Annotated in this window: 14 protein-coding genes; 8 read left to right on the top strand and 6 right to left on the bottom strand. The window is 56.1% G+C overall.

Annotated elements, in window-relative coordinates; translation table 11 throughout:
- The first annotated feature begins 18 nt into the window (after positions 1-18).
- From KSY55_RS07235 to acnA, 5 genes are all read left to right on the top strand, one after another.
- Positions 19-765 carry a DUF3159 domain-containing protein gene (locus tag KSY55_RS07235; protein ID WP_004220512.1) on the top strand — a complete coding sequence of 249 codons (747 nt, stop codon included), beginning with the start codon at positions 19-21 and terminating at the stop codon, positions 763-765.
- Positions 765-2030, top strand: a complete 1266-nt coding sequence (locus KSY55_RS07230) for a class I SAM-dependent RNA methyltransferase (RefSeq protein WP_118765449.1) — start codon at positions 765-767, stop codon at positions 2028-2030. The genes KSY55_RS07235 and KSY55_RS07230 overlap by 1 nt, the downstream gene beginning before the upstream one ends.
- 35 nt (positions 2031-2065) lie before the next feature.
- Positions 2066-2614 carry a sugar ABC transporter substrate-binding protein gene (locus KSY55_RS07225; protein ID WP_226558525.1) on the top strand — a complete coding sequence of 183 codons (549 nt, stop codon included), beginning with the start codon at positions 2066-2068 and terminating at the stop codon, positions 2612-2614.
- 136 nt (positions 2615-2750) lie between these two features.
- Positions 2751-5237 carry an HAD-IC family P-type ATPase gene (locus KSY55_RS07220; protein ID WP_033524066.1) on the top strand — a complete coding sequence of 829 codons (2487 nt, stop codon included), beginning with the start codon at positions 2751-2753 and terminating at the stop codon, positions 5235-5237.
- A 69-nt stretch (positions 5238-5306) separates the two neighbouring features.
- Positions 5307-8009: an aconitate hydratase AcnA gene (gene acnA / locus KSY55_RS07215; RefSeq protein WP_065437441.1), complete on the top strand. Its 2703-nt coding sequence runs from the start codon at positions 5307-5309 to the stop codon at positions 8007-8009.
- A gap of 88 nt (positions 8010-8097) precedes the next feature.
- Here the strand turns inward: acnA and KSY55_RS07210 are convergent, their stop codons facing one another.
- On the bottom strand, positions 8098-9477 hold the full coding sequence (locus tag KSY55_RS07210; RefSeq protein ID WP_217749633.1) for an MATE family efflux transporter: 1380 nt from the start codon (positions 9475-9477) through the stop codon (positions 8098-8100).
- A 117-nt stretch (positions 9478-9594) separates the two neighbouring features.
- On the bottom strand, positions 9595-10242 hold the full coding sequence (locus KSY55_RS07205) for a sugar O-acetyltransferase (protein WP_034881062.1): 648 nt from the start codon (positions 10240-10242) through the stop codon (positions 9595-9597).
- A 156-nt stretch (positions 10243-10398) separates the two neighbouring features.
- Here KSY55_RS07205 and KSY55_RS07200 point away from each other — a divergent pair, with 156 nt between their 5' ends.
- Complete coding sequence (locus tag KSY55_RS07200; protein WP_226555654.1) at positions 10399-11448, top strand: AraC family transcriptional regulator; 1050 nt, start codon at positions 10399-10401, stop codon at positions 11446-11448.
- A 52-nt stretch (positions 11449-11500) separates the two neighbouring features.
- On the opposite strand, the gene KSY55_RS07195 is transcribed toward KSY55_RS07200, so the two are convergent.
- The 3 genes from KSY55_RS07195 to KSY55_RS07185 are packed head-to-tail and all read right to left on the bottom strand — an operon-like array spanning position 11501 to position 15061.
- Entirely contained in the window at positions 11501-12787 is a 1287-nt protein-coding gene (locus tag KSY55_RS07195) for an ABC transporter permease (protein ID WP_065435161.1), read from the bottom strand.
- Positions 12774-14033: an ABC transporter permease gene (locus KSY55_RS07190; protein WP_117750082.1), complete on the bottom strand. Its 1260-nt coding sequence runs from the start codon at positions 14031-14033 to the stop codon at positions 12774-12776. Before KSY55_RS07190 ends, KSY55_RS07195 begins: the two co-directional genes overlap by 14 nt.
- Before the next feature lie 29 nt (positions 14034-14062).
- Positions 14063-15061 (bottom strand): ABC transporter ATP-binding protein, encoded by a 999-nt coding sequence (locus KSY55_RS07185; protein ID WP_004220489.1) that lies wholly within the window; start codon positions 15059-15061, stop codon positions 14063-14065.
- Between the two features lie 233 nt (positions 15062-15294).
- Between KSY55_RS07185 and KSY55_RS07180 the strand changes: the two genes are divergently transcribed.
- Both KSY55_RS07180 and KSY55_RS07175 read left to right on the top strand, forming a co-directional pair.
- Positions 15295-16644, top strand: coding sequence for a sensor histidine kinase (locus tag KSY55_RS07180; protein ID WP_065447275.1), 1350 nt, complete (start codon positions 15295-15297; stop codon positions 16642-16644).
- A complete protein-coding gene (locus KSY55_RS07175) occupies positions 16644-17303 on the top strand; it encodes a response regulator transcription factor (protein ID WP_033524130.1) in 660 nt (219 codons plus the stop codon). Before KSY55_RS07180 ends, KSY55_RS07175 begins: the two co-directional genes overlap by 1 nt.
- A gap of 44 nt (positions 17304-17347) precedes the next feature.
- Here the strand turns inward: KSY55_RS07175 and KSY55_RS07170 are convergent, their stop codons facing one another.
- On the bottom strand, positions 17348-19459 hold the full coding sequence (locus KSY55_RS07170; RefSeq protein WP_022245139.1) for a DUF262 domain-containing protein: 2112 nt from the start codon (positions 19457-19459) through the stop codon (positions 17348-17350).
- Between the last annotated feature and the right edge of the window lie 38 nt (positions 19460-19497).

The raw sequence follows: 19497 nt of genomic DNA, 5'->3' as shown, positions 1-19497 counted from the left end.
AACCGATAGCTAATACGTATGGCTGAAACCGAAGCGAAAAAACGAACTGGTCTTGGTGCGCTTGCCGACGCCGGTAATACTGACGATTTTTCCGTGATCGACGCCATCGGCGGTCCGAGAGGCGTTATCGAATCGATGCTGCCGGGCGTCGTGTTCGTGGCACTGTTCGTCATCACGTCCAATTTGCAACTGACCATCGGCGTGTCCGCTGCGTTGGCCGTGCTGCAGGTGATCGTGCGCCTGTGCCAACGACAGTCCGTCATGGGAGCGGTATCAGGCTTGCTGGCAGTAGGTATCTGCCTGATCTGGGCATGGAACAGTCACGAGGCACGTAACTATTACATGTTCGGATTCCTCACCAACGCCTTTTACGTTGTTTTGCTGACGATTTCACTGCTGGTCCGGGTGCCTGGCTTAGGATTGGTCATCGAGTTCATCCGAACGTTACCGACTGAACATTTTCGTGCCTGGCTTGCCGATTGGCGAGGTGACAAGGCGCTCAATCGCGCCTATACCATCATCACCGCAATGTGGGTTGGAGTGTTCGCGCTGCGTCTGATCGTGCAGGTGCCGCTCTATCTCGGCAATCACGTCGGCTGGCTGGGAACAGCGCGTCTGCTGATGGGCATTCCGTTCTGGGCGCTCGCGATTTGGGTCTCGTATCTGATCGTGGCGACGCCAATGCACCGACATAAGATGATGCAGGAAGTTTCTGAAGACGATGCTGAGGCAGCACAAACTACCGAAATGAGGGAAGAGCACTGATGGAATCGACCATCCGCGTTGAACGGTACGCCGACCAGGGTCGTTGCGTCGGTCATATTGACGGACGTGTTGTGTTCGTGCGATTCGCATTGCCGGGCGAACTGGTCCGTGTCGCATTGGACGAGCCGCATGATCGTGAGGATCGCTTCTGGACAGGCGAAGTGGTGGAAGTACTCGAAGCGAGCGAAGACCGTACTGATCCAATATGGTCGTTAGCTGGACCCCTTGCCATGGGCGGTGGCGTCGGCGGCGCTGACTTGGTGCATGTGTCGCTTGCAGGGCAACTGAAATGGAAAGTCACGTCGGTGGCCGAACAGATGGCAAGACTCGGCCACGTCGACGTGGAAGTGCCCATTGAGCGTATGTCGGAAGACGATGCGGAGCGAGGTTTGCATTGGCGTACTCGCATCGAGATGATTGCTGATGCTGATGGGCGTCCGTCGATGCACCGTCGAGGCACGCATGTGCGCGTTCCGATTGATACCATGCCGTTGGCCAGCCGTACGTTGCTGGAAGTGGCCGAACGTGAGCATGTGTGGGAAGGGAGCTTCGAACCGGGTTCCCAGATTCGTCTATCCGTTCCGGAACCTCGCGATAATGCGCCGATTTCAGACAATTACGCCGTGCTTGTGAACGGCGAGGTGGTTGCTGGAAGCCGTGAGCTTACGGAAAAGGTGATTGTCGCCGGCCGTGAATTCGAATACAACGTGGATGCAGGCGGTTTCTGGCAGATGCATAGGCATGCGCCGATCGCTTTGACCAACCATGTGATCGATTTGGTACGCGGCGAGCTTGACGGTGCCAAATCCGCATGTCTGTGGGATTTGTATTCCGGTTCGGGTCTGTTCACGCTGCCGTTGGCCACGCTGACGGCGGAGCGCACTCGCATGTTGAGCGTCGAAGGCGGCAAAACTGCGGTAAGGAACGCGCAACGTAATTTGAGGCACATTCATCTGGGTAATGTCGATGCGCGTGTGGGCGACGTGGCGAAAACACTTGCCAACGTGCGCAATGATCTCGCCAAGCCAGATGTGGTGGTGCTTGATCCGCCCCGTGCCGGCGCCCGCGCAAAGGTGTGCAGGCAGATTGCCGAAGCCGAAGCGAAAAGTGTGGTCTATATCGCATGCGATCCGGCAAGCCTTGCCAGAGATACCGCCACGCTCGTGTTACTTGGCTACGAATTGGCGGATATCCGCGCGTTCGACATTTATCCCATGACCCATCATGTGGAGACTGTGGCGCTGTTCAGAAAGCACGAACAGTGAGCATGCCGTTATTCGCAAGTCGTGCGTTTTCTGGAATGACTGCGATTGCGTTGTCTTGCGCGGCGCTATCTGGTTGCGTGCCGTCGAATGCCGCGGTGGGGGATACGCAATCTCCCAATACTGCGGTGGCGCACTCCATGGAGGATCGTGACAGCCTGTCCATCGCCATGATTGGATCGGATGATGTCACCGCCGATTCCATGGCAATGGATGCCATGGAAGCCGGTAAACTCAAGCCGGTGTACATTACCGTCTCGGGCACTGTGGACGCGCAATCCACCGCGCAGCAAGGCGTGCGTGACATGGCGCAACGCAAGGCCGACCTCATTATCATCGCAGGAATCGACGCGAACGAAGCCAATGCCGAAAACTGGAATGATGCTTTGGAAACCGCAAGAACAGCGGGCGTTCCAGTGGTGCTTCTCAATCCTATCGCCGTGCCGAAAGACAACAAACTGTATGCGGCTACCATGACGGTCAACGATCGTATGACCGACGCGATACCGCTCGACGATGCTGCTGTGGCCGTGGCCAATAATGATCCTCACGACCGGGAAATGCTGGTAACCACGATTACCCACTGATATGGTTTTGCACCATGTCGGTATGAATGACCAGAAGTTCGTCTTTTGATGAAATACCCTGAAAATTCCCTGATTTTTACCTGTGTTTCACAAGAAGTTGACCGGAAAACGGGAGTGTGACGGTAGGCTGGCAATCATGAGCGAAAGTCGAACAATGCCCCTCATCGAAGAGACGGGGCTGACACAAGGCGAAGTGATCGCCCTCAGGGAAAGCGGATTGGACAATGTGGTCAAGGCATCGACCTCACGTTCGCTTATCGATATCGTGCGAGCCAACGTGTTCACCTTGTTCAACGGCATCATCTTTGCGGCCATGGTTATGGTATTGATCACTGGATCGTGGAGAGACGCGGTGTTCGGCATGATCATCATCATCAATACCGGCATAGGCATCTGCACCGAATTGAAAGCCAAGCGTACTCTTGACAAACTGTCGATTCTGGTGGCTTCCGACTATCTTGTGCACCGCGACGGCAAAGACGTTGAAATACCGCACAACGATATCGTGCTCGGTGATTTCATGTGGATCCGTTCCGGCGAACAGGTGCCCGCGGACGCGCAGATCGTGCACACTTGGGGACTGGAGCTGGACGAATCCATGCTTACCGGCGAATCACGGACCGTACGCAAGGGCGAAGGCTGCGATATTTTCTCTGGATCCACCGCCATCTCCGGCATGGCGTTGGTGAAAGTCACCGCCGTAGGAGAGCACAGTTACGCGGCCAAACTTACCGCACGGGCGAAGGTTTACAGGAAAACCGTATCCGACCTAAACAAGGGCATCAACACGATTCTGAAATTCATGACCTTCCTGGTGGTGCCGCTCTGCGTACTGCTCATCTGGTCGCAGGTACGCACTGTTGGCGGCTGGAATGTGGCCATTTCGACCGGCGAATGGCGTTCCGCGGTCATTTCCGCAGTGGCCGGTGTGGTCGGTATGATCCCTGAAGGCCTGGTGCTGCTCACCTCGCTGAATTTCGCGCTCGCAGCCATTCGTTTGGCACGTAAGAACACGCTGGTGCAGGAGCTGGAATCCGTGGAGACTCTCGCTCGTGTGGATTGCCTGAACCTTGACAAAACCGGTACTGTCACCGACGGCACCATCCGACTCGATTCGTTGGAATTGCTGGGTGTTCGTGGCCCCGACGACATGCGAGGCACCGTGAACGAGCATGACGTCAGACAGGCTCTATTCGACCTATCGAACGAAGGACAGCCCAACGGTACAGGGCAAGCGATTCTGTCTGGACTACGGGAACAGGGATTTGCGGACGGCACTGTCGAGGCACGAGTACCGTTCTCGTCGGCGCGCAAGTGGAGTTCGATCTATGACGGCAATGCAGTGTGGACGATGGGTGCGCCGGAAGTCATTCTTTCCCAAATCAACGGTGACCATGCCGACATACTCAAACAAGTCAATGATCTCGCCAATGACGGCAACCGTGTGCTGCTGGTCGCGCGAATCTACGGTGCAGCGCCCGACGATTACGAAACCGATCCAAAACTCAATCCGGCATCGTGCCCTGTCGCGTTGGTGTGCTGTTCCGAACATATTCGCGCCGACGCCGAAGAAACGCTTGCATGGTTCCGTGAACAAGGCGTGCGTTGCCGCATCATCTCTGGTGACAATCCCGTAACCGTCGGCGCGATCGCAAGAAAAGTGCATCTGACCGGCGAACATGAACCACGATTCATGGACGCGCGTGAGCTGCCCGCTGACATTACGGAGCTGGCGCAAGTACTGGAAAACGTGGATGTGCTTGGGCGTGTGCTGCCCGATCAGAAAAAGGCGATCGTGGAGGCATTGCATGCAGGTGAGCATGTGGTGGCGATGACCGGCGACGGCGTGAACGACGCGCTCGCCATCAAAGAGGCCGATCTGGGTATTGCGATGGGCAATGCTGCGCCCGCCACCAAGGCCGTGGCACAGGTGGTGCTTGTCGATTCGAAGTTCTCACATCTGCCCGATGTGGTGGCGCGAGGGCGTCAGGTCATGGCCAATATGGAACGTGTGGCAAGCCTATTCCTCGTGAAAACCGTGTATTCCGCACTGATTTCGTTGGGTGTGGTGCTGACGCAGATACCATTCCCGTATCTGCCTCGCCACATCACATATGTGGGCGGATTGACGATTGGCATGCCGGCATTCATTCTTGCGTTGGCTCCGAACACGCGTCGTTATATTCCAGGATTCCTGAAACGCGTGCTGCATTTTGCTGTGCCCTGCGGTGTGGCGGTCGGATTGTCGATTTTGTCCACGTCGTGGCTGCTGCCGATATTCATGAAGTGGAATGTGCAGGATTCGGGTGCGCAGTTGGCGATGCTGCGTGGCGTCAACGCGATTATTCTGCTCATGATGGGAGTGTTCGTGCTTGCGCGGGTGGCAAAGCCGTTGCATTCGTGGCGTGGCATATTGGTATTGGCCTTTGCCGCAATTGGATTCGGGGGCATGCTCGTAAAACCGGTGGCGAATTTCTTCGCGCTGGTGGTGCCGACCGGGCAGATGCTGGCTGCGACGGCGGTGGCAATGGTGCTTTCGGCACTCGTGTTCTTGGTGTGTTTGCGTTTGGTGCCGAAAATTCCGAGTATTGTCCCATACTTTAAGAAGACACGCCAGAGCTGAATTAACTTGGCTGTATCGTAGGCGACGAATAATCAGCTGTGTTATACAGCCAAAAAGCTCGGAGGTAGCATGTCTGTGCGCGACGACCAGCTCGACACCCTGAAGGTGGACGGCAAGGATTATGAATATTACCGCATCGCAGATCTGCCGGGCATCGATCATCTGCCGTATTCGTTGAAGGTTCTCGTCGAGAACCTGGTACGTAACATCGATGGCGCCAACATCACGGATGATCATGTCAAGGCACTGTTGGATTGGGATCCGGCTGCACAGCCGAGTCATGAGATCCAGTTCACCCCGTCCCGCGTGGTCATGCAGGATTTCACCGGCGTGCCCTGCATTGTGGATCTTGCCACCATGCGTGATGCGGTCAAGGATCTTGGGGGAGATCCTGAGGTCATCAACCCGCAGGTGCAGTCCGACATGGTCATCGACCATTCCGTACAGATCGACAAGTACGGCATCGCCGACGCGGTCGAACAGAACATGGACATCGAATACCAGCGCAACGGCGAACGTTACCAGTTCCTGCGTTGGGGTCAGCAGGCATTCAAGAACTTCCGCGTGGTACCGCCGGGAACGGGCATCATCCACCAGGTCAATATCGAATATCTCGCCAAGGTCATCATGACCAAGGTCGAAGAAAACGGTGGCAAGACTCTTGCCTATCTTGATTCCTGCGTGGGCACCGACTCGCACACCACCACCGTCAATGGCTTGGGCGTGCTCGGTTGGGGCGTTGGCGGCATTGAAGCCGAAGCGGCCATGCTTGGACAGCCGATCTCCATGCTGGTGCCGCGTGTTGTCGGTTTCAAGCTTACCGGTTCCATTCCTGAAGGCGTCACCGCCACCGACGTGGTGCTGACCATCACCGATATGCTTCGCCAGCATGGTGTGGTCGGCAAATTCGTGGAATTCTACGGTGATGGCATCGCCTCGGTGCCGCTGGCCAACCGTGCCACCATCGGCAACATGGGTCCGGAATTCGGCTCCACCTGCGGCATTTTCCCAATCGACGGCGTCACTCTCGACTATCTGCGCTTGACCGGCCGTTCCGAAGAACAGATCGCATTGGTCGAAGCGTATGCCAAGGCGAACAAGCTGTGGGGCGACACCACCGATCCAAACTACGTCGAACCGCAGTATTCCGAATACCTGGAACTCGACCTCGGTACTGTCGTGCCGTCGATCGCTGGCCCGAAGCGCCCGCAGGATCGCATCAAACTGTCTGAATCCAAAGCGAAATTCGTCGAAACCTTGCCCGCGTACGAAACGGACAAGACCGTGCAGGAGCCGGTTGCCGTTTCCACCGACTTCCGCGGTGACTTCGACATCACCAACGGTGATGTGGCGATCGCATCCATCACCTCGTGCACAAACACATCCAATCCGTCCGTGATGATCGCAGCCGGTTTGATTGCACGCAACGCGCATGCCAAGGGTTTGAAGCCCAAGCCGTGGGTCAAGACCTCGCTCGCACCGGGCTCCCAGGTTGTGGCCGACTATCTTAAGGCGGCTGGCTTGCAGGACGATCTCGACGCGCTCGGTTACCAGCTGGTCGGTTTCGGCTGCGCCACCTGCATCGGCAACTCCGGTCCGCTGCTGCCGGAAATCTCCGAAGCCATCAACGCCAACGATCTGACCGTCACCTCAGTGCTGTCGGGCAACCGCAACTTCGAAGGCCGCATCAGCCCGGACGTCAAGATGAACTACCTGGCATCTCCGCCGCTCGTCATCGCCTATGCGCTCGCTGGCACCATGGATTTCGATTTTGAAACTCAGCCGCTTGGCAAGGATCCGGACGGCAATGATGTGTATCTGAAGGATATCTGGCCCACCAATGGCGAGGTTGCCGCCGTGGTGGACGGTACCGTCAGCCGTGAGATGTTCCTGAAGGATTACGCTTCCGTATTCGAAGGCGACCGTCGTTGGAAAGGACTTGACGTTCCAGAAGGCGAACTGTTCGCATGGAATGAGGATTCCACCTACGTGCGTAAGCAGACGTTCTTCGATGGCATGAAGGCCACACCGGATCCCGTCGAAGACATTCATGGCGCCCGCGTGCTCGCACTGCTCGGTGATTCCGTGACCACCGACCATATTTCTCCAGCCGGCGCGTTCAAGGCTTCCAGTCCTGCTGGCAAGTACCTGACCGACCGTGGCGTCGAACCGAAGAACTTCAACTCCTATGGTTCCCGTCGAGGCAACCATGAGGTCATGGTACGTGGCACGTTCGGCAATATCCGACTGCGCAACCAGTTGCTTGCGTCCGTAGGAGAAGAGGTCACTCCGGGCGGTTTCACCTACGATTTCCTCGACCAGAAGCCGACCACCATTTTCGAGGCGTCCCGAGACTACATCGAACACGATGTGCCTCTGGTGGTACTTGCCGGTAAGGAATATGGCACTGGCTCCTCACGTGATTGGGCTGCCAAGGGAACCGTTATGCTGGGCGTCAAAGCCGTTATCACCGAAAGCTTCGAACGTATCCACCGTTCGAACCTGATCGGCATGGGTGTGCTGCCGTTGCAGTTCCCCGCAGGCGACTCCTATGAGAGCCTCGGCCTTGATGGCACCGAAACGTACGATATTGCCGGCGTTGAAGAATTCAACAATGGCATCACCCCGAAGACCGTGCGTGTCACCGCCACCCATAGCGACGGTTCCACAACCGAATTCGACGCGGTCGTACGCATCGACACCCCAGGCGAGGCCGACTACTACCGCAACGGGGGCATCCTCCAGTATGTGCTGCGCAATCTCATGAAATAAATAATCACATGATTGAGATCGGCAAGTGACAAAGCCCGTGTCGCACTGTGCAATGCAGTATGACACGGGCTTTGTTGATACCGGTTTTTCATGCGTTTGATACTACGTCGGAATCGGTCTGTCTCGTCACATTGTTGACCCAACGATACTTTCGATAATGCAGCAAAGCAGGAATCATCTTGATGCATTCGTCGGTATTCAGCAAAGCATAGACCGCCAATACCGGCAACTTCCACACGAAAGCCGCCAACAGACCGACCGGTACGACGACAAGCCACATAACGCTCGCATCGCAGACAAGTCCGAACCGGGAATCGCCTCCGGCAGGGAAAATACCGGCGATAGTCAGATTGGCCATGCACCCGCATGCCGCATAATAGGCGCAGATAAACAGCATAACCGACAGATAACGCGTGGCCTGCGGCGTCAATCCCGCCCACTGCAACGCCAAAGGACGTGCCGCGATAATCAACAGGCCGGTTCCAACGCCAACTGCCGCCACCAGTACACAGAGCCTGTCGCCCATAACCTTCGCCTGATCGAAAGCATTGCGGCCAAGCAGATTACCGACAAGAATGCCGCCCGCATTGCCAAGGCCAAGACTCAAACAGACCAACAGATCCTTGACGATATTCGCAATGGAATTGGCCGCCACCGCATCCGTACCAAGATGACCCATAATCACGGTGTACATGGTGAAACCGCAGCCCCAAACCAGCTCATTGCCAAGCACGGGCAGACTATACTTCCAAAAATCCTTCTGCAACGCCACATCCGGATGCAACATCATCGACAACCGCAAACGTGGGCGGCCATTGCGGCTGGCTACAAGCACAGACCACACCAGTTCGATGGCTCGGGAAATCACCGTGGAAATCGCCGCGCCGAAAATACCCAATGCGGGTAAACCGAACCAACCATAGATCAGCACCGCGTTCAGCGCAACATGCACGATCACGCCAACCGTGCTTACCGTCATTCCGGTGACCGCCGCACCCACATTCTTCATCAGACACAAATACATTTGCGACAAACCGATGAACAGGTACGAAACCGACGAAACCCGCAAATACTGTGAGCCGATGGCAATCAGCGTCGCATCGTTCGTCATAATCGACATCAACGTTTCCGGAATGAGTAGCGTCAATGCGAAAAACACCAGCGACAATCCGCCGGCATACAGCATGATGAACGCCAAGACACGTTCGACGGCATTCGTGTTGCCCGCACCCCAATACTGGGCCACCAGAATGCTCATGCCAAGCGTGAGCGCGGCAAGACACAAACTGAAAATGAACTGGAACTGCGTGGCAAGAGACACTGCCGACAGCTCGTTTTGACCGACGTTCGTCAGCATAAGAGTGTCGGCGCACGATGACAGCGCCAGCATCAGTTGTTGAAACGTGATGGGCAGGGCGAGCGTCAACGTCTGTCGAAGAAACTCGCGCCAAGTGATGGAAGATTGCATGATGATGTGAGGATGGTTGGTGCGTGTAGGAAATGTACGAGAAATACATTGATGGGGTGCGGGCGATGATAGCCAATGCCCGCACCCGAGTGAAATTGCGGTGCGTGAACTAACGATTTACTGAATCGAATCCTTCCAAGCGTGATATTCCGCTGCCTTGCCTTCCCAATATTCGCGGTCGGCGTCGGTGATCTCACGGATCACATGGCATGGATTGCCGACTGCCACCGAATGCGAAGGAATGTCCTTGACCACCACTGATCCGGCACCGATCACCACATCATCGCCGATGGTGACGCCAGGGCCGACCACCACATTGCCGCCGAACCAGACATCGTTGCCAATGGTGATCGGACGAGCGCCTTCAGGGCCGGAGGAACGCACCGTCGCATCGATCGGATGATACGGCGTGTACAGGCCCACTCGGGGGCCGAAGAACACGCGGTCGCCGATGGTGATGCGTGCCACGTCAAGGAAAATGCAATCCATGTTGGCATAGAAATTCTTGCCGATGAACGTGTTGCATCCATAATCGCAGTTGAATGGGGGTTCCACGAATCCACCCTCTCCAAATGCGCCGAACAGTTCGTGAAACAGTTCGTCACGTTCTTTGAACGCGTCATATTCGGACGTGTTGATGGCCTGCACCAAGCGACGCTTGCGCATATTCGCTTCCTGCTGTTGCGGACTATCGGCCACATACAGTTCGCCGGAGAGCATACGCTCCCATTCGTCGCGTGCCGGATGATTGGTGGGTTCCACCATGCTGCCTCCTCTGCTGTATTACGTCAATCGATTGACGTGACATATCATGTTCCATTCAACGGCATCATTATTCGTTGACACTGTATTTCGTTGTATTATCGTTCTTGATTTTCGTATTATTTACCGTATCCACTGATGGGGTATTGCATGGGACAGATGGGATTAGACGTTCGTGACGTGCAGGTCGGACAAAACGAACAAACGGAACAGCCTGAACTTGCGCAAGACGGTCGTCTTCCATATGAGTTCATGCCGGTCACCAACTGGGGACGCAAGCCCAACGGCGCGGAAATGGTGCAATATGATGCGCCGATGTTCTTCTCATTCACCGAACATTCGCTGCTGCATCAGTATCCGAACATGCGCGCGGAATGCCATTGGCATATCGACTTCGAATTCACCCACATCATCCGTGGACACATGTGGTATTTCGTGAACGGCGAAAGCATTCGTCTCGAAGAAGGCCAAGGCATTTTCGTGAATTCGCGCCAATTGCATTACGGTTTCACCGAGGACGGCACCGATTGCGAATTTTCCTGCACTCTGCTGAACCCTTCATGCATGTGCATGCCGAACATGGTTTATGAACGCTTTGTGGCTCCGTTGATGGCGGACGAACGGCTCCCGTACATGGTGTGTGATCCTGAAGATGAGCATGGATCCGCGTTGCTGGAATGCATGATGCGGCTGCATGATGCGAAATTCGGTCAGATGCCGGCTGCCCAGACCATGCATCCCGCCACCGTTGACAATATGAAATTAAAGGATGATACGGCATCGTTGACCGTGCTCAGCTGTTTTTATACGATGGTGCGTGAACTGACGGCCATAGCGGGCGAACATGGCAAGAATGGTTCTTCCAAATACGACAGGAAGAATCCGAAGATTGCTATTTTGAGCAAGATGATTGATTACGTGCAGCACAATTACGTTCGACAGATCACCCTGGAGGAGATTGCTTCAGCAGGGTCCGTCGGCCGTACGAAATGCGCGCAGATCTTCCATGAGATGGTCGATCAGACGCCGATTGAATTCGTCAATGACGTGCGTATGAGAGCTGGAGCGGAAATGCTGGACACCACATCGATGCCGGTTTCCGACATCGCCAAAAAACTTGGTTTCTCATCATCGACATTCTTCACGCGCACGTTCAAGCAGTACATGCATACGACGCCCACAGCCTACCGGAGGAATATGCTCAAGTAGACCGTGGACGTCGTATGCGATCGTCATGCGGCTGCCACAGTGTTGGCGTCGACTACTTGGCCAACTGCGTTGTGGCGGGGGAGGCCAACGTCGGGCGGGCTCGCCGAATGCGTCCCAAGGCCAAGCCCAGACAGATGAACGCTACCGCGAACATTGCCACCAATCCGGTTGATGACGCCCACGCGCCGTAGTCCACGCCGCTCGAGGAGGCCGTACCCAGTCCGAATACGTGGTCTATCGATGAGCAGAGCCACCATCCAGGCAGCAGTTTTCCGATGATGATCATGGGATCTGGCATCATATCCACGGGGAACGCCATACCGGAAGTGAACATGACCAGCAGAGCGAACACATTGACGAAACCGTTCGTTGCCATTTCATTGAAACCGGATGACCCCAACAGGAATCCGCAAGCGATCGCCATAAGCGTGTAGACCATCAGCGACACGAACGACAAGCCTACGTTCACGGCATTCAGGCCGGTAAAGGACACTCCGGCCAGCGCCATCAACAGGAATGTCACCGCGGTATACGCAGCACATACCAGCAGACCGAACGTCCCGCATGTCAGCATTTGCTGCGCTTCCAACGACACCAGACGCGCGGGGGACGAGTAGAGCCTGCGGCGGATTTCGTTGTCGTTGAATGTGCTGACCACGAGGAACGTGCATACCGGCATGACCAGCAACAGTGGATACAAGCCGGTTTTGAGCGTGCCCGCGAATGCCGATGAGCCCGGTGTGGTGCCGTCGTCTTCAGAGTCCGAGGACACCACGGCGATATGCGACTGTTTCATATCGGCGGTGGCAGCATCCAACGTCGTTGCCATGGCGGCGTCGAGCGTGCGCTGTGCCTGCGGCATGCCGAGATAGGCGGTACGCGTCAGCGAAAGAAACTCGTTGACTTTCAGCTGTGCGAGCGATCCGGCTCCGGAAGCATAACTGACGACGGTATCTATGGTCGGTTGCGTAGCCGTGGCGTTATCCGCATACTGCAGATAACGCTCGGCGAAACCTTGTGGCACAATCGCAATCAAATCAACATAATTCGATGCGACAGCCTGCTGCAACGATATGGAATCGTCATCAATGGTGACCATCTCACCGTCCAAAGCGAGGTAGGAACGCAACGATTGAGCCACATGCTCGGCGTCGTCATCACGGTCGATTACCGCAATACGGGCGGATTCCGGCTCATACGTCGTCGCTCTGGCAGCTGTGGAGCCACGCATGATCTGCCAGCTGATGGAAAACATCATCGTGCCGATCAGCACCAAGTAGATAATCACATACAATTTGCGCGCTTTGAGAATGCGCAGTGCTGCTTTACAAGTGTTCATAGCGTTGCCTCCTCAACAGAACGGTCGCCATACCAAGACAGACCAAGCTCATCGCAGCCAATACGCCCACCGTGGCAAAGAACGGGCGGAAACTGTCGTAATACAGAATGTCGTAGAACAGATTCGTAATCTGTTGCGCCGGATTCAACATGCTCAACAGGGGCGCATGCTGCGCTATCTGATCGCTTAAATCCATGGCGAACGAGCCATACAAACCGGAAAACAGCGACAGCGTGCATGCCAAGGCCGTGCACAATCCCTGCTTGGCACTCGTGGAAACACCCTGTATTGCGCCGATCAACGTGCCGAACGCGCTTGTGGCGAATGACGCCATCAAGCACGCGCCCAAGCCGGCCCATTCACGACCGCCGAGAGAAATCTGGCAGCCGAAACGAATGTACAGCATGGCCACGGTCAGACTTAGGAACGAGCAGATCCAACTGGAAAGAAAACCTGCCAGCAGCTGTTGCAGTTTCGGCAGGGGAGCGACGGAACGGCGAATGCCAAGTGCCGACAGGTTTGCCTGGGCCAACGATACCGCGTTCACCGCGAAACTCATGGCCATCATCGCGGCCATGCCGAGCAACGCGTAATAGTAGCGTGCGGTGCCGCTTGGCTTGAAATTCGTCAGCTGCACTTCCTTCGTGAACCCACTCGACGAGCCGATGCTGCCGGTGAACGCGTCATCCAACAACGCGGACGGATTGTGCTGCGCGGCATTGATCACCACGGCGGTGTTGTGATTGTACAAGTCCACGATATTGCCCAACACCGTCAGGGAAATATCCAGACCACTGCTCGACGCCATCACATCCGTGGCGGATGTTTGCGTGGCTTGGGAAATGGCCAGCTGCAGTTTCCCACTACCGTCGACGGACAGTCTGCCCTGCGCCTTGGCGTCAAGCAGCGCTCGATCCGCGGCTTCCATAGATGCGGCTTCCGTGACGGTGATGAGTTTCGGCATGGCGTCACCGTCATCATCGACCTTCGCATGATCGCCATCGGCACCGGTCGCGCCAGTATCGGACGAAATGCCGTCGACCAGCATCTGCGCGCCCGGAGAGGCGCGCCAATCGTCGTTATTGACCACGACGACGTCAACCGTGTGCAATGCGTAACTTTCCGCGATATTGCCGAACATGCCATTGAACATGGTCGCCAGAATGATGGGAAAGGCAAACAGCCAGAACAGCTGCGCTTTCTCCCTGAAATGCAATTTCAGATTGACCAGCAATGTCTGCAACATAATGTCAAACCTTTCGAACCATGATTCCGTCAGTCACGCAACGCCGTGCCGGTCAGTTCAAGGAACACATCGTTCAGCGTCGGTTGCCGGGAGGAAAGATGCCCGATATTCGTGCCATTGGATTTCAGCAACGTCAACACGTCAAGAAGATTGTGATCGCCCCTACGGCAACGTACCGTCAACTCATGACCGTCATAATCGGCGCTCATCACACATGGCAGCGCACGTAACTGTTCCAATGCTTGCTGCGTTCCCGCCTCATGATGCAAGCCACCCAGATCGTCGGTTTCCACACTGATGCGTTCGCCGGTGTCGATCATCGCCTTCAACTCGTCGGCGGTGCCCAAGGCCAAATGCCTGCCATGATCCATGATGAGAATGCGGTCGCAGATCTGCTCGACCTCCTCCATGTAATGGCTCGTGTAAATCACCGTCGCGCCTTCGTGGTTAAGACGCTGAATGCCCTCCAGAATCGCATTGCGGCTTTGCGGATCGACGGCGACGGTCGGCTCATCGAAGAAAATCAGATCCGGCTTATGCGCCACACCGCATGCGATGTTCAATCGACGAAGCAAACCTCCCGACAATTTCGACGGACGGAACCTGCGGTAATCGCGCAAGCCCACAAAATCCAGCGCATCCTCAACCAGCGCATGACGGCGTGCCCTGTCAGGCACATACAGCGAGCAGAAATAATCGATATTCTCCTCAACCGTCAATTCATTGAACACAGCCACATTCTGCGGTACGATGCCGATGCGGCGTTTCAGCGCATAACTGGTCGGGCCAATCGGTTCGTCAAACACACGTACCGTGCCCTCATCGAACGTCAACAATGCGAGAATGCAGTTAATCGCCGTGGTCTTGCCGGAACCGTTCGGTCCAAGCAAACCGAAAATCTCACCTTGATGCACGTCAAGATCGAAATAGTCAAGCGCCAGCATATCCCCATACCGTTTGACCAGCTTCGACACCTTGACCGCGCTGCTGGAGCTCTCACCTGTTTGCCTTTCCATACGCTCGCTCATCGGCTCTCCTTACCTCACATGTTCCAACAGCGATAACCGCCGTTTACGATAGTGATTCCATTGTCTCCGACCAAACGGCGACGACATGGTGTCTGAGGTCATAAACCTGGCGCAACACAGCCATATGGAAGATGACAAATGTCACCTTCGTGGCAAAGATGGCCCGCAACGGTGGCAACGTACACTACGCTGGTAAGACATAACCACAAGAAGCGGCGACGATGGAGGAAGGCATGCGGCGATTATTGCTTCAGGCCATATTCCTCACGTTCGGGCTGATCGCAAACCTGTATATCGTCGGAGACGTATCGGCTGAACTGGTATGCGGCGCGTTGCTGGCCATATGCTGTGCCGCGGTGGGGGAATACGCGCGCTCGTCGGCATGGACCATCGCCATACTGTTGATGTTGGATTGCGGCGCATGCTTCACGCCATCATGGTGCGCGATGATGCCGGTCGCCGCATACAACGCGGCCATGCTGCCCGCCGTATCACAGAACGTCGAACAACACCGTGCGGGACGGAACCATGCCGGCTTGCGTTCGCAATTGCCGAACATGCCGCAATACGATGCGATGCAAATCACGACGGTCATCGCACGATGGGTGTGGATCATTCCCGTAGTGGCGACCTTGGTCCGTTGCCGTAATGCAGGCGCGCATGCGGATGATATGGGAGCTGCACTCATCGCCGTACTGCTGGCATTGCATGTAGTGTTGGGATTCATGGTTGGCCTGTTGTGCGCGCGCAATGTCACGCTCACCCGGCAGAACAGGCGGCTTCAGGATTCCAAACGTGACCAGATCCGCCGGCTGCGCTCGCAATTGGCGGAAAGCGAGGAAGATCGCGCCGCGTCGGTTCGTGTGGCCACGCTCGCGGAGCGTACACGCATAGCGCGCGAGATTCATGACAATGTCGGCCATATGCTTACCCGGGCCATCATGCAGTCCGAAGCGGCCCAAGTGGTGGCTCAGGTTTCTGGTCAGGAGCAGGCGGCTCAAGGGTTCGCGCAGATTCACGACACGGTGGGCGAGGCGATGACATTGGTGCGGGGCGCGGTGCATGATCTGAAAGACGAAGGCACGGATTTCGTGGCGCAGATTGAGGCATCCGCGCATGGTTTGGACGATTCCAGTACAGTGAACGTCACCTTGAGCAACGGCATCGATGCGGCTCCGGCCGCGGTGTCACGCTGTTTCGCCACGACGATTCGCGAGGCGTTGAACAATACGATTCGCCATAGCATGGCGCGCAATGTCGATATCACCTTGCGTGATTTTCCTGCGTTATGGCAGCTGCGCATACAGGATGATGGCGCCCTGTGGAACGATGGCTCCCAAGGAAACATCAACGGTATGATGGGGGAGTCTTCCGCTCGTTTTCGTCAGTTCCATGATGCCGCGCGTACGGCGACGATGCGTGATGCTTCGGGCATTGGATTGGCGGATATCGAGGAGCGTGCGCGGGCGCTCGGCGGTACCGCGGTGTGCGGCCCGTATCATGAGGGGTGGCGGGTGTTCGTGTCCATTCCCAAAACGGACGATGATGCGGCAGCGTCCGCAACAACGAAGGAGAACGTATGATGCGAGTCGCAATCGTCGATGATGATCCAATCGTATGCTCGTCGCTGTCCACGATTCTCAAAGCGACAGGCACGGCCGATATTGCATGGACGGCCTATGATGGCGAAACCGCGGTAGGTCAGTATGAAGAAGATAATCCGGACGTGCTGCTGATCGACGTGCAAATGCCGGTTATGGACGGTCTTGCCGCGTCGCGAAAGATCATCGACGCCCATCCGAATGCGAAAATCCTGATACTTACCACATTCGCGGACGAATCGTACATCGCCGAGGCGTTGGAAATCGGCACCAAAGGCTACCTGATCAAACAGGATGTCTCATCGGTGATTCCCGCAGTGCAGTCGGTGATGGCCGGACAGGTGGTTATGGGAGCGCAGGTGTTGCGGAAACTGCATGTCAATAAAGCGAGTCAGACGCAGCGTCACGTTTCGCAAGCTGGCGATAACGGGGAAAATCGTTTTTCCGGTCGTTTCGCGAATCTCACTGAGCGCGAGCGGGACGTGATGCAACTGGTCGCCGAGGGGTACGACAATCGTGAGATCGCTGCGAAACTGTTTTTAAGCGAAGGCACGGTTCGCAATCGTATCAGCGATATTCTCGCGAAAACGAACGTTACGAATCGTACGAAACTTGCGGTCGAATGGCTCGCATGCCAATAGGAAACCGTCGATAAACGACAAACTCATCAAAACGAACAACGTTTTCAGCGCTTGCGTAGGCGATAGGCCTTCCACACGTCGCTAAGCTTCTGACCGTTCGACGTGCGCTTCCACACGGTCAATCCCGCCGAACCGCCACCGACGGCACGGGCCGCTGCGGTTGGTGTGGAGTACTCGCTGCCGTCATCCAGTCGAAGCTTGCCTTCGGCGGTGACGGTAGCCACCCAACGTTCGCCCTTGCGCGGTCGGTCCCATACCAGCGTCTCACCGGGAATGAGCAGACCAGCGGCGAGCACCTGCGCGATGGACACGCGTTTGGATGTTGGGGAGGTGGACGTGTCCGTGACTCGCAACGACTCCTCACTGAGCGTGGATAGGTCATTGCGCTCGGCATCGTAACGGATATTCCAATAATCGGCGATCAGACGAATGGTTTCATCCTGGCGGTATTGCAAGGTTTGTGGCGTACAGTCCGCAATGTCGGCAAGCTCGGCGGTGAGCGGGAAGCGTTTGGAACTCGCCGACAGCAGCATACGGTCACGACGGTCCGTATAGGATGCCAATCCCGCGATCTGCTTGTCATTAGCCTGACTGAGCGCAAGATTGCCGATGCGGTTGACCCAATGGTCGCGTGTCGCCTCAGACCATGATGCAAACGATGAGTCGGAGGCGACCTGTTCCGGCATGATCGGCAGCGCGTTGAGGCTGCGTGGTCGGGTGATACGATGCCCGGCCCGCTGCTCGTTGGCCCGAACCAGAAGCAGTTTCTTCATGGCGGGACTGGTCTGCAGGTCGCCACGCAGATGCGCGAGCGCGTTGCGGCGGTCTTCGTCGGTGATGAGTAATCCTCGGATTTGTTGGATGGTGTGGTTTTTATCGAGGTCGCGAATGGTGCTGGCTGCGCGTGTGCGTCGGTTGAGCGGGGTTTGCCTGTTGAGACTGTCCACGCCGGTTACGCGTTCTAGGGCCGCGAGTACGTCGTGAAGTCGTTCAAGGTCGTGGAGTTGAGGTTCCTCGAGGTTTTTGTTCGACGTGCGCGAGGCTGCGGCAGTGTGTGTGCCCGGCGTGGAGAATATGCGTGTGTCGGGATTGCCGAGGTTGCGTATGGAGTTGACGAGCGCCCACATGGCTACTGGTTTCCAGTCGGTGGTTTGGTAGTCGTTGAGGGATACGAGTTGGCCAATGATATCGTCTGGCAGGTTGGCGTCGGTCGGGTGTTCGATGATGCGCCAGGCGTTGGCGTAGGGTGCGAGCAGGTCGTCGATGAAGGAGATGACGTTCTGCTTTTTGACGAATGGTTTGAGCACGTCCTTGCGGAATTCCTCAAGTAGTTGTGTGCAGACGGCTTTGTGCGAGATGATGAGATGGATGTCGCTGAAGAATTCTTCGAGCGTCTGTGCGTCGTCGCCGAGTGGATCCATGATGTCGTCCCAGCGTGAAGCGTAGGCGTTGCGTGCGGCGGGGGAGATTTCGGCGATGGTTCTTGCTTTGAACACGTCGGATGCGGTGAGGGGAACTCCGCGCATGTTCATGACGTCGAAAATACGGTGTGCGCCGGCGAGATCGTCGGTGGTTACGATGACGAGGGTGACTTCGTTGACGAGGTATGATGCGAATGCGCGGCGGTCTTGTGTGGGCATTTTCGCGAGTTCGTCGAACACTTGTCTGGTGTTGATGGCGATGTTGCGTTGCGCGTGCGATTCGATATCGTTGTCGCGCAGATCGAACAGTCCCTCCAGATCGCCTTCCTGCACGTACATGCGGAAGAAGTTGGTGTCGCGTTCGCGGAGTTTGAGACGTGGTTCGGCTTTGATGCCGCGTAGTTTGTCTCCTGGCTCGACGATGAGGTCGTTGAGGCTTTCCACGAGTTCGGGGTCGTCTTCCAGATCGCGGAGCACGGAAATGATGATGGAAAGTGAGATGAGGCGTTGCTGTCCATCGATGACTTGGTATTTGGTTTGTCCATCATGGACGAGGATCAGCGATCCAAGGAAATACGGCGTGTCTGGGTCGTGGCATGCGTCCTGCAGATCGGTGACCAGTTGCGCGATGTTTTCCGTTTGCCAAGTATATGCGCGTTGGAATGATGGGATTACGAACCGGTAATCCGAAGTGAAGATTTTGCCTAAAGGCTTTTCCGTTGCACTGATTGACATGGCGTTCCCCTCATTGCGTTGCTCTGTGTTCAAGTGTA

The organism is Bifidobacterium sp. MSK.13.1, assembly GCF_019131435.1.
GTDB classification, from domain to species: Bacteria; Actinomycetota; Actinomycetes; order Actinomycetales; family Bifidobacteriaceae; genus Bifidobacterium; species Bifidobacterium pseudocatenulatum.
This window is presented reverse-complemented; position numbering and strand designations above follow the sequence as displayed.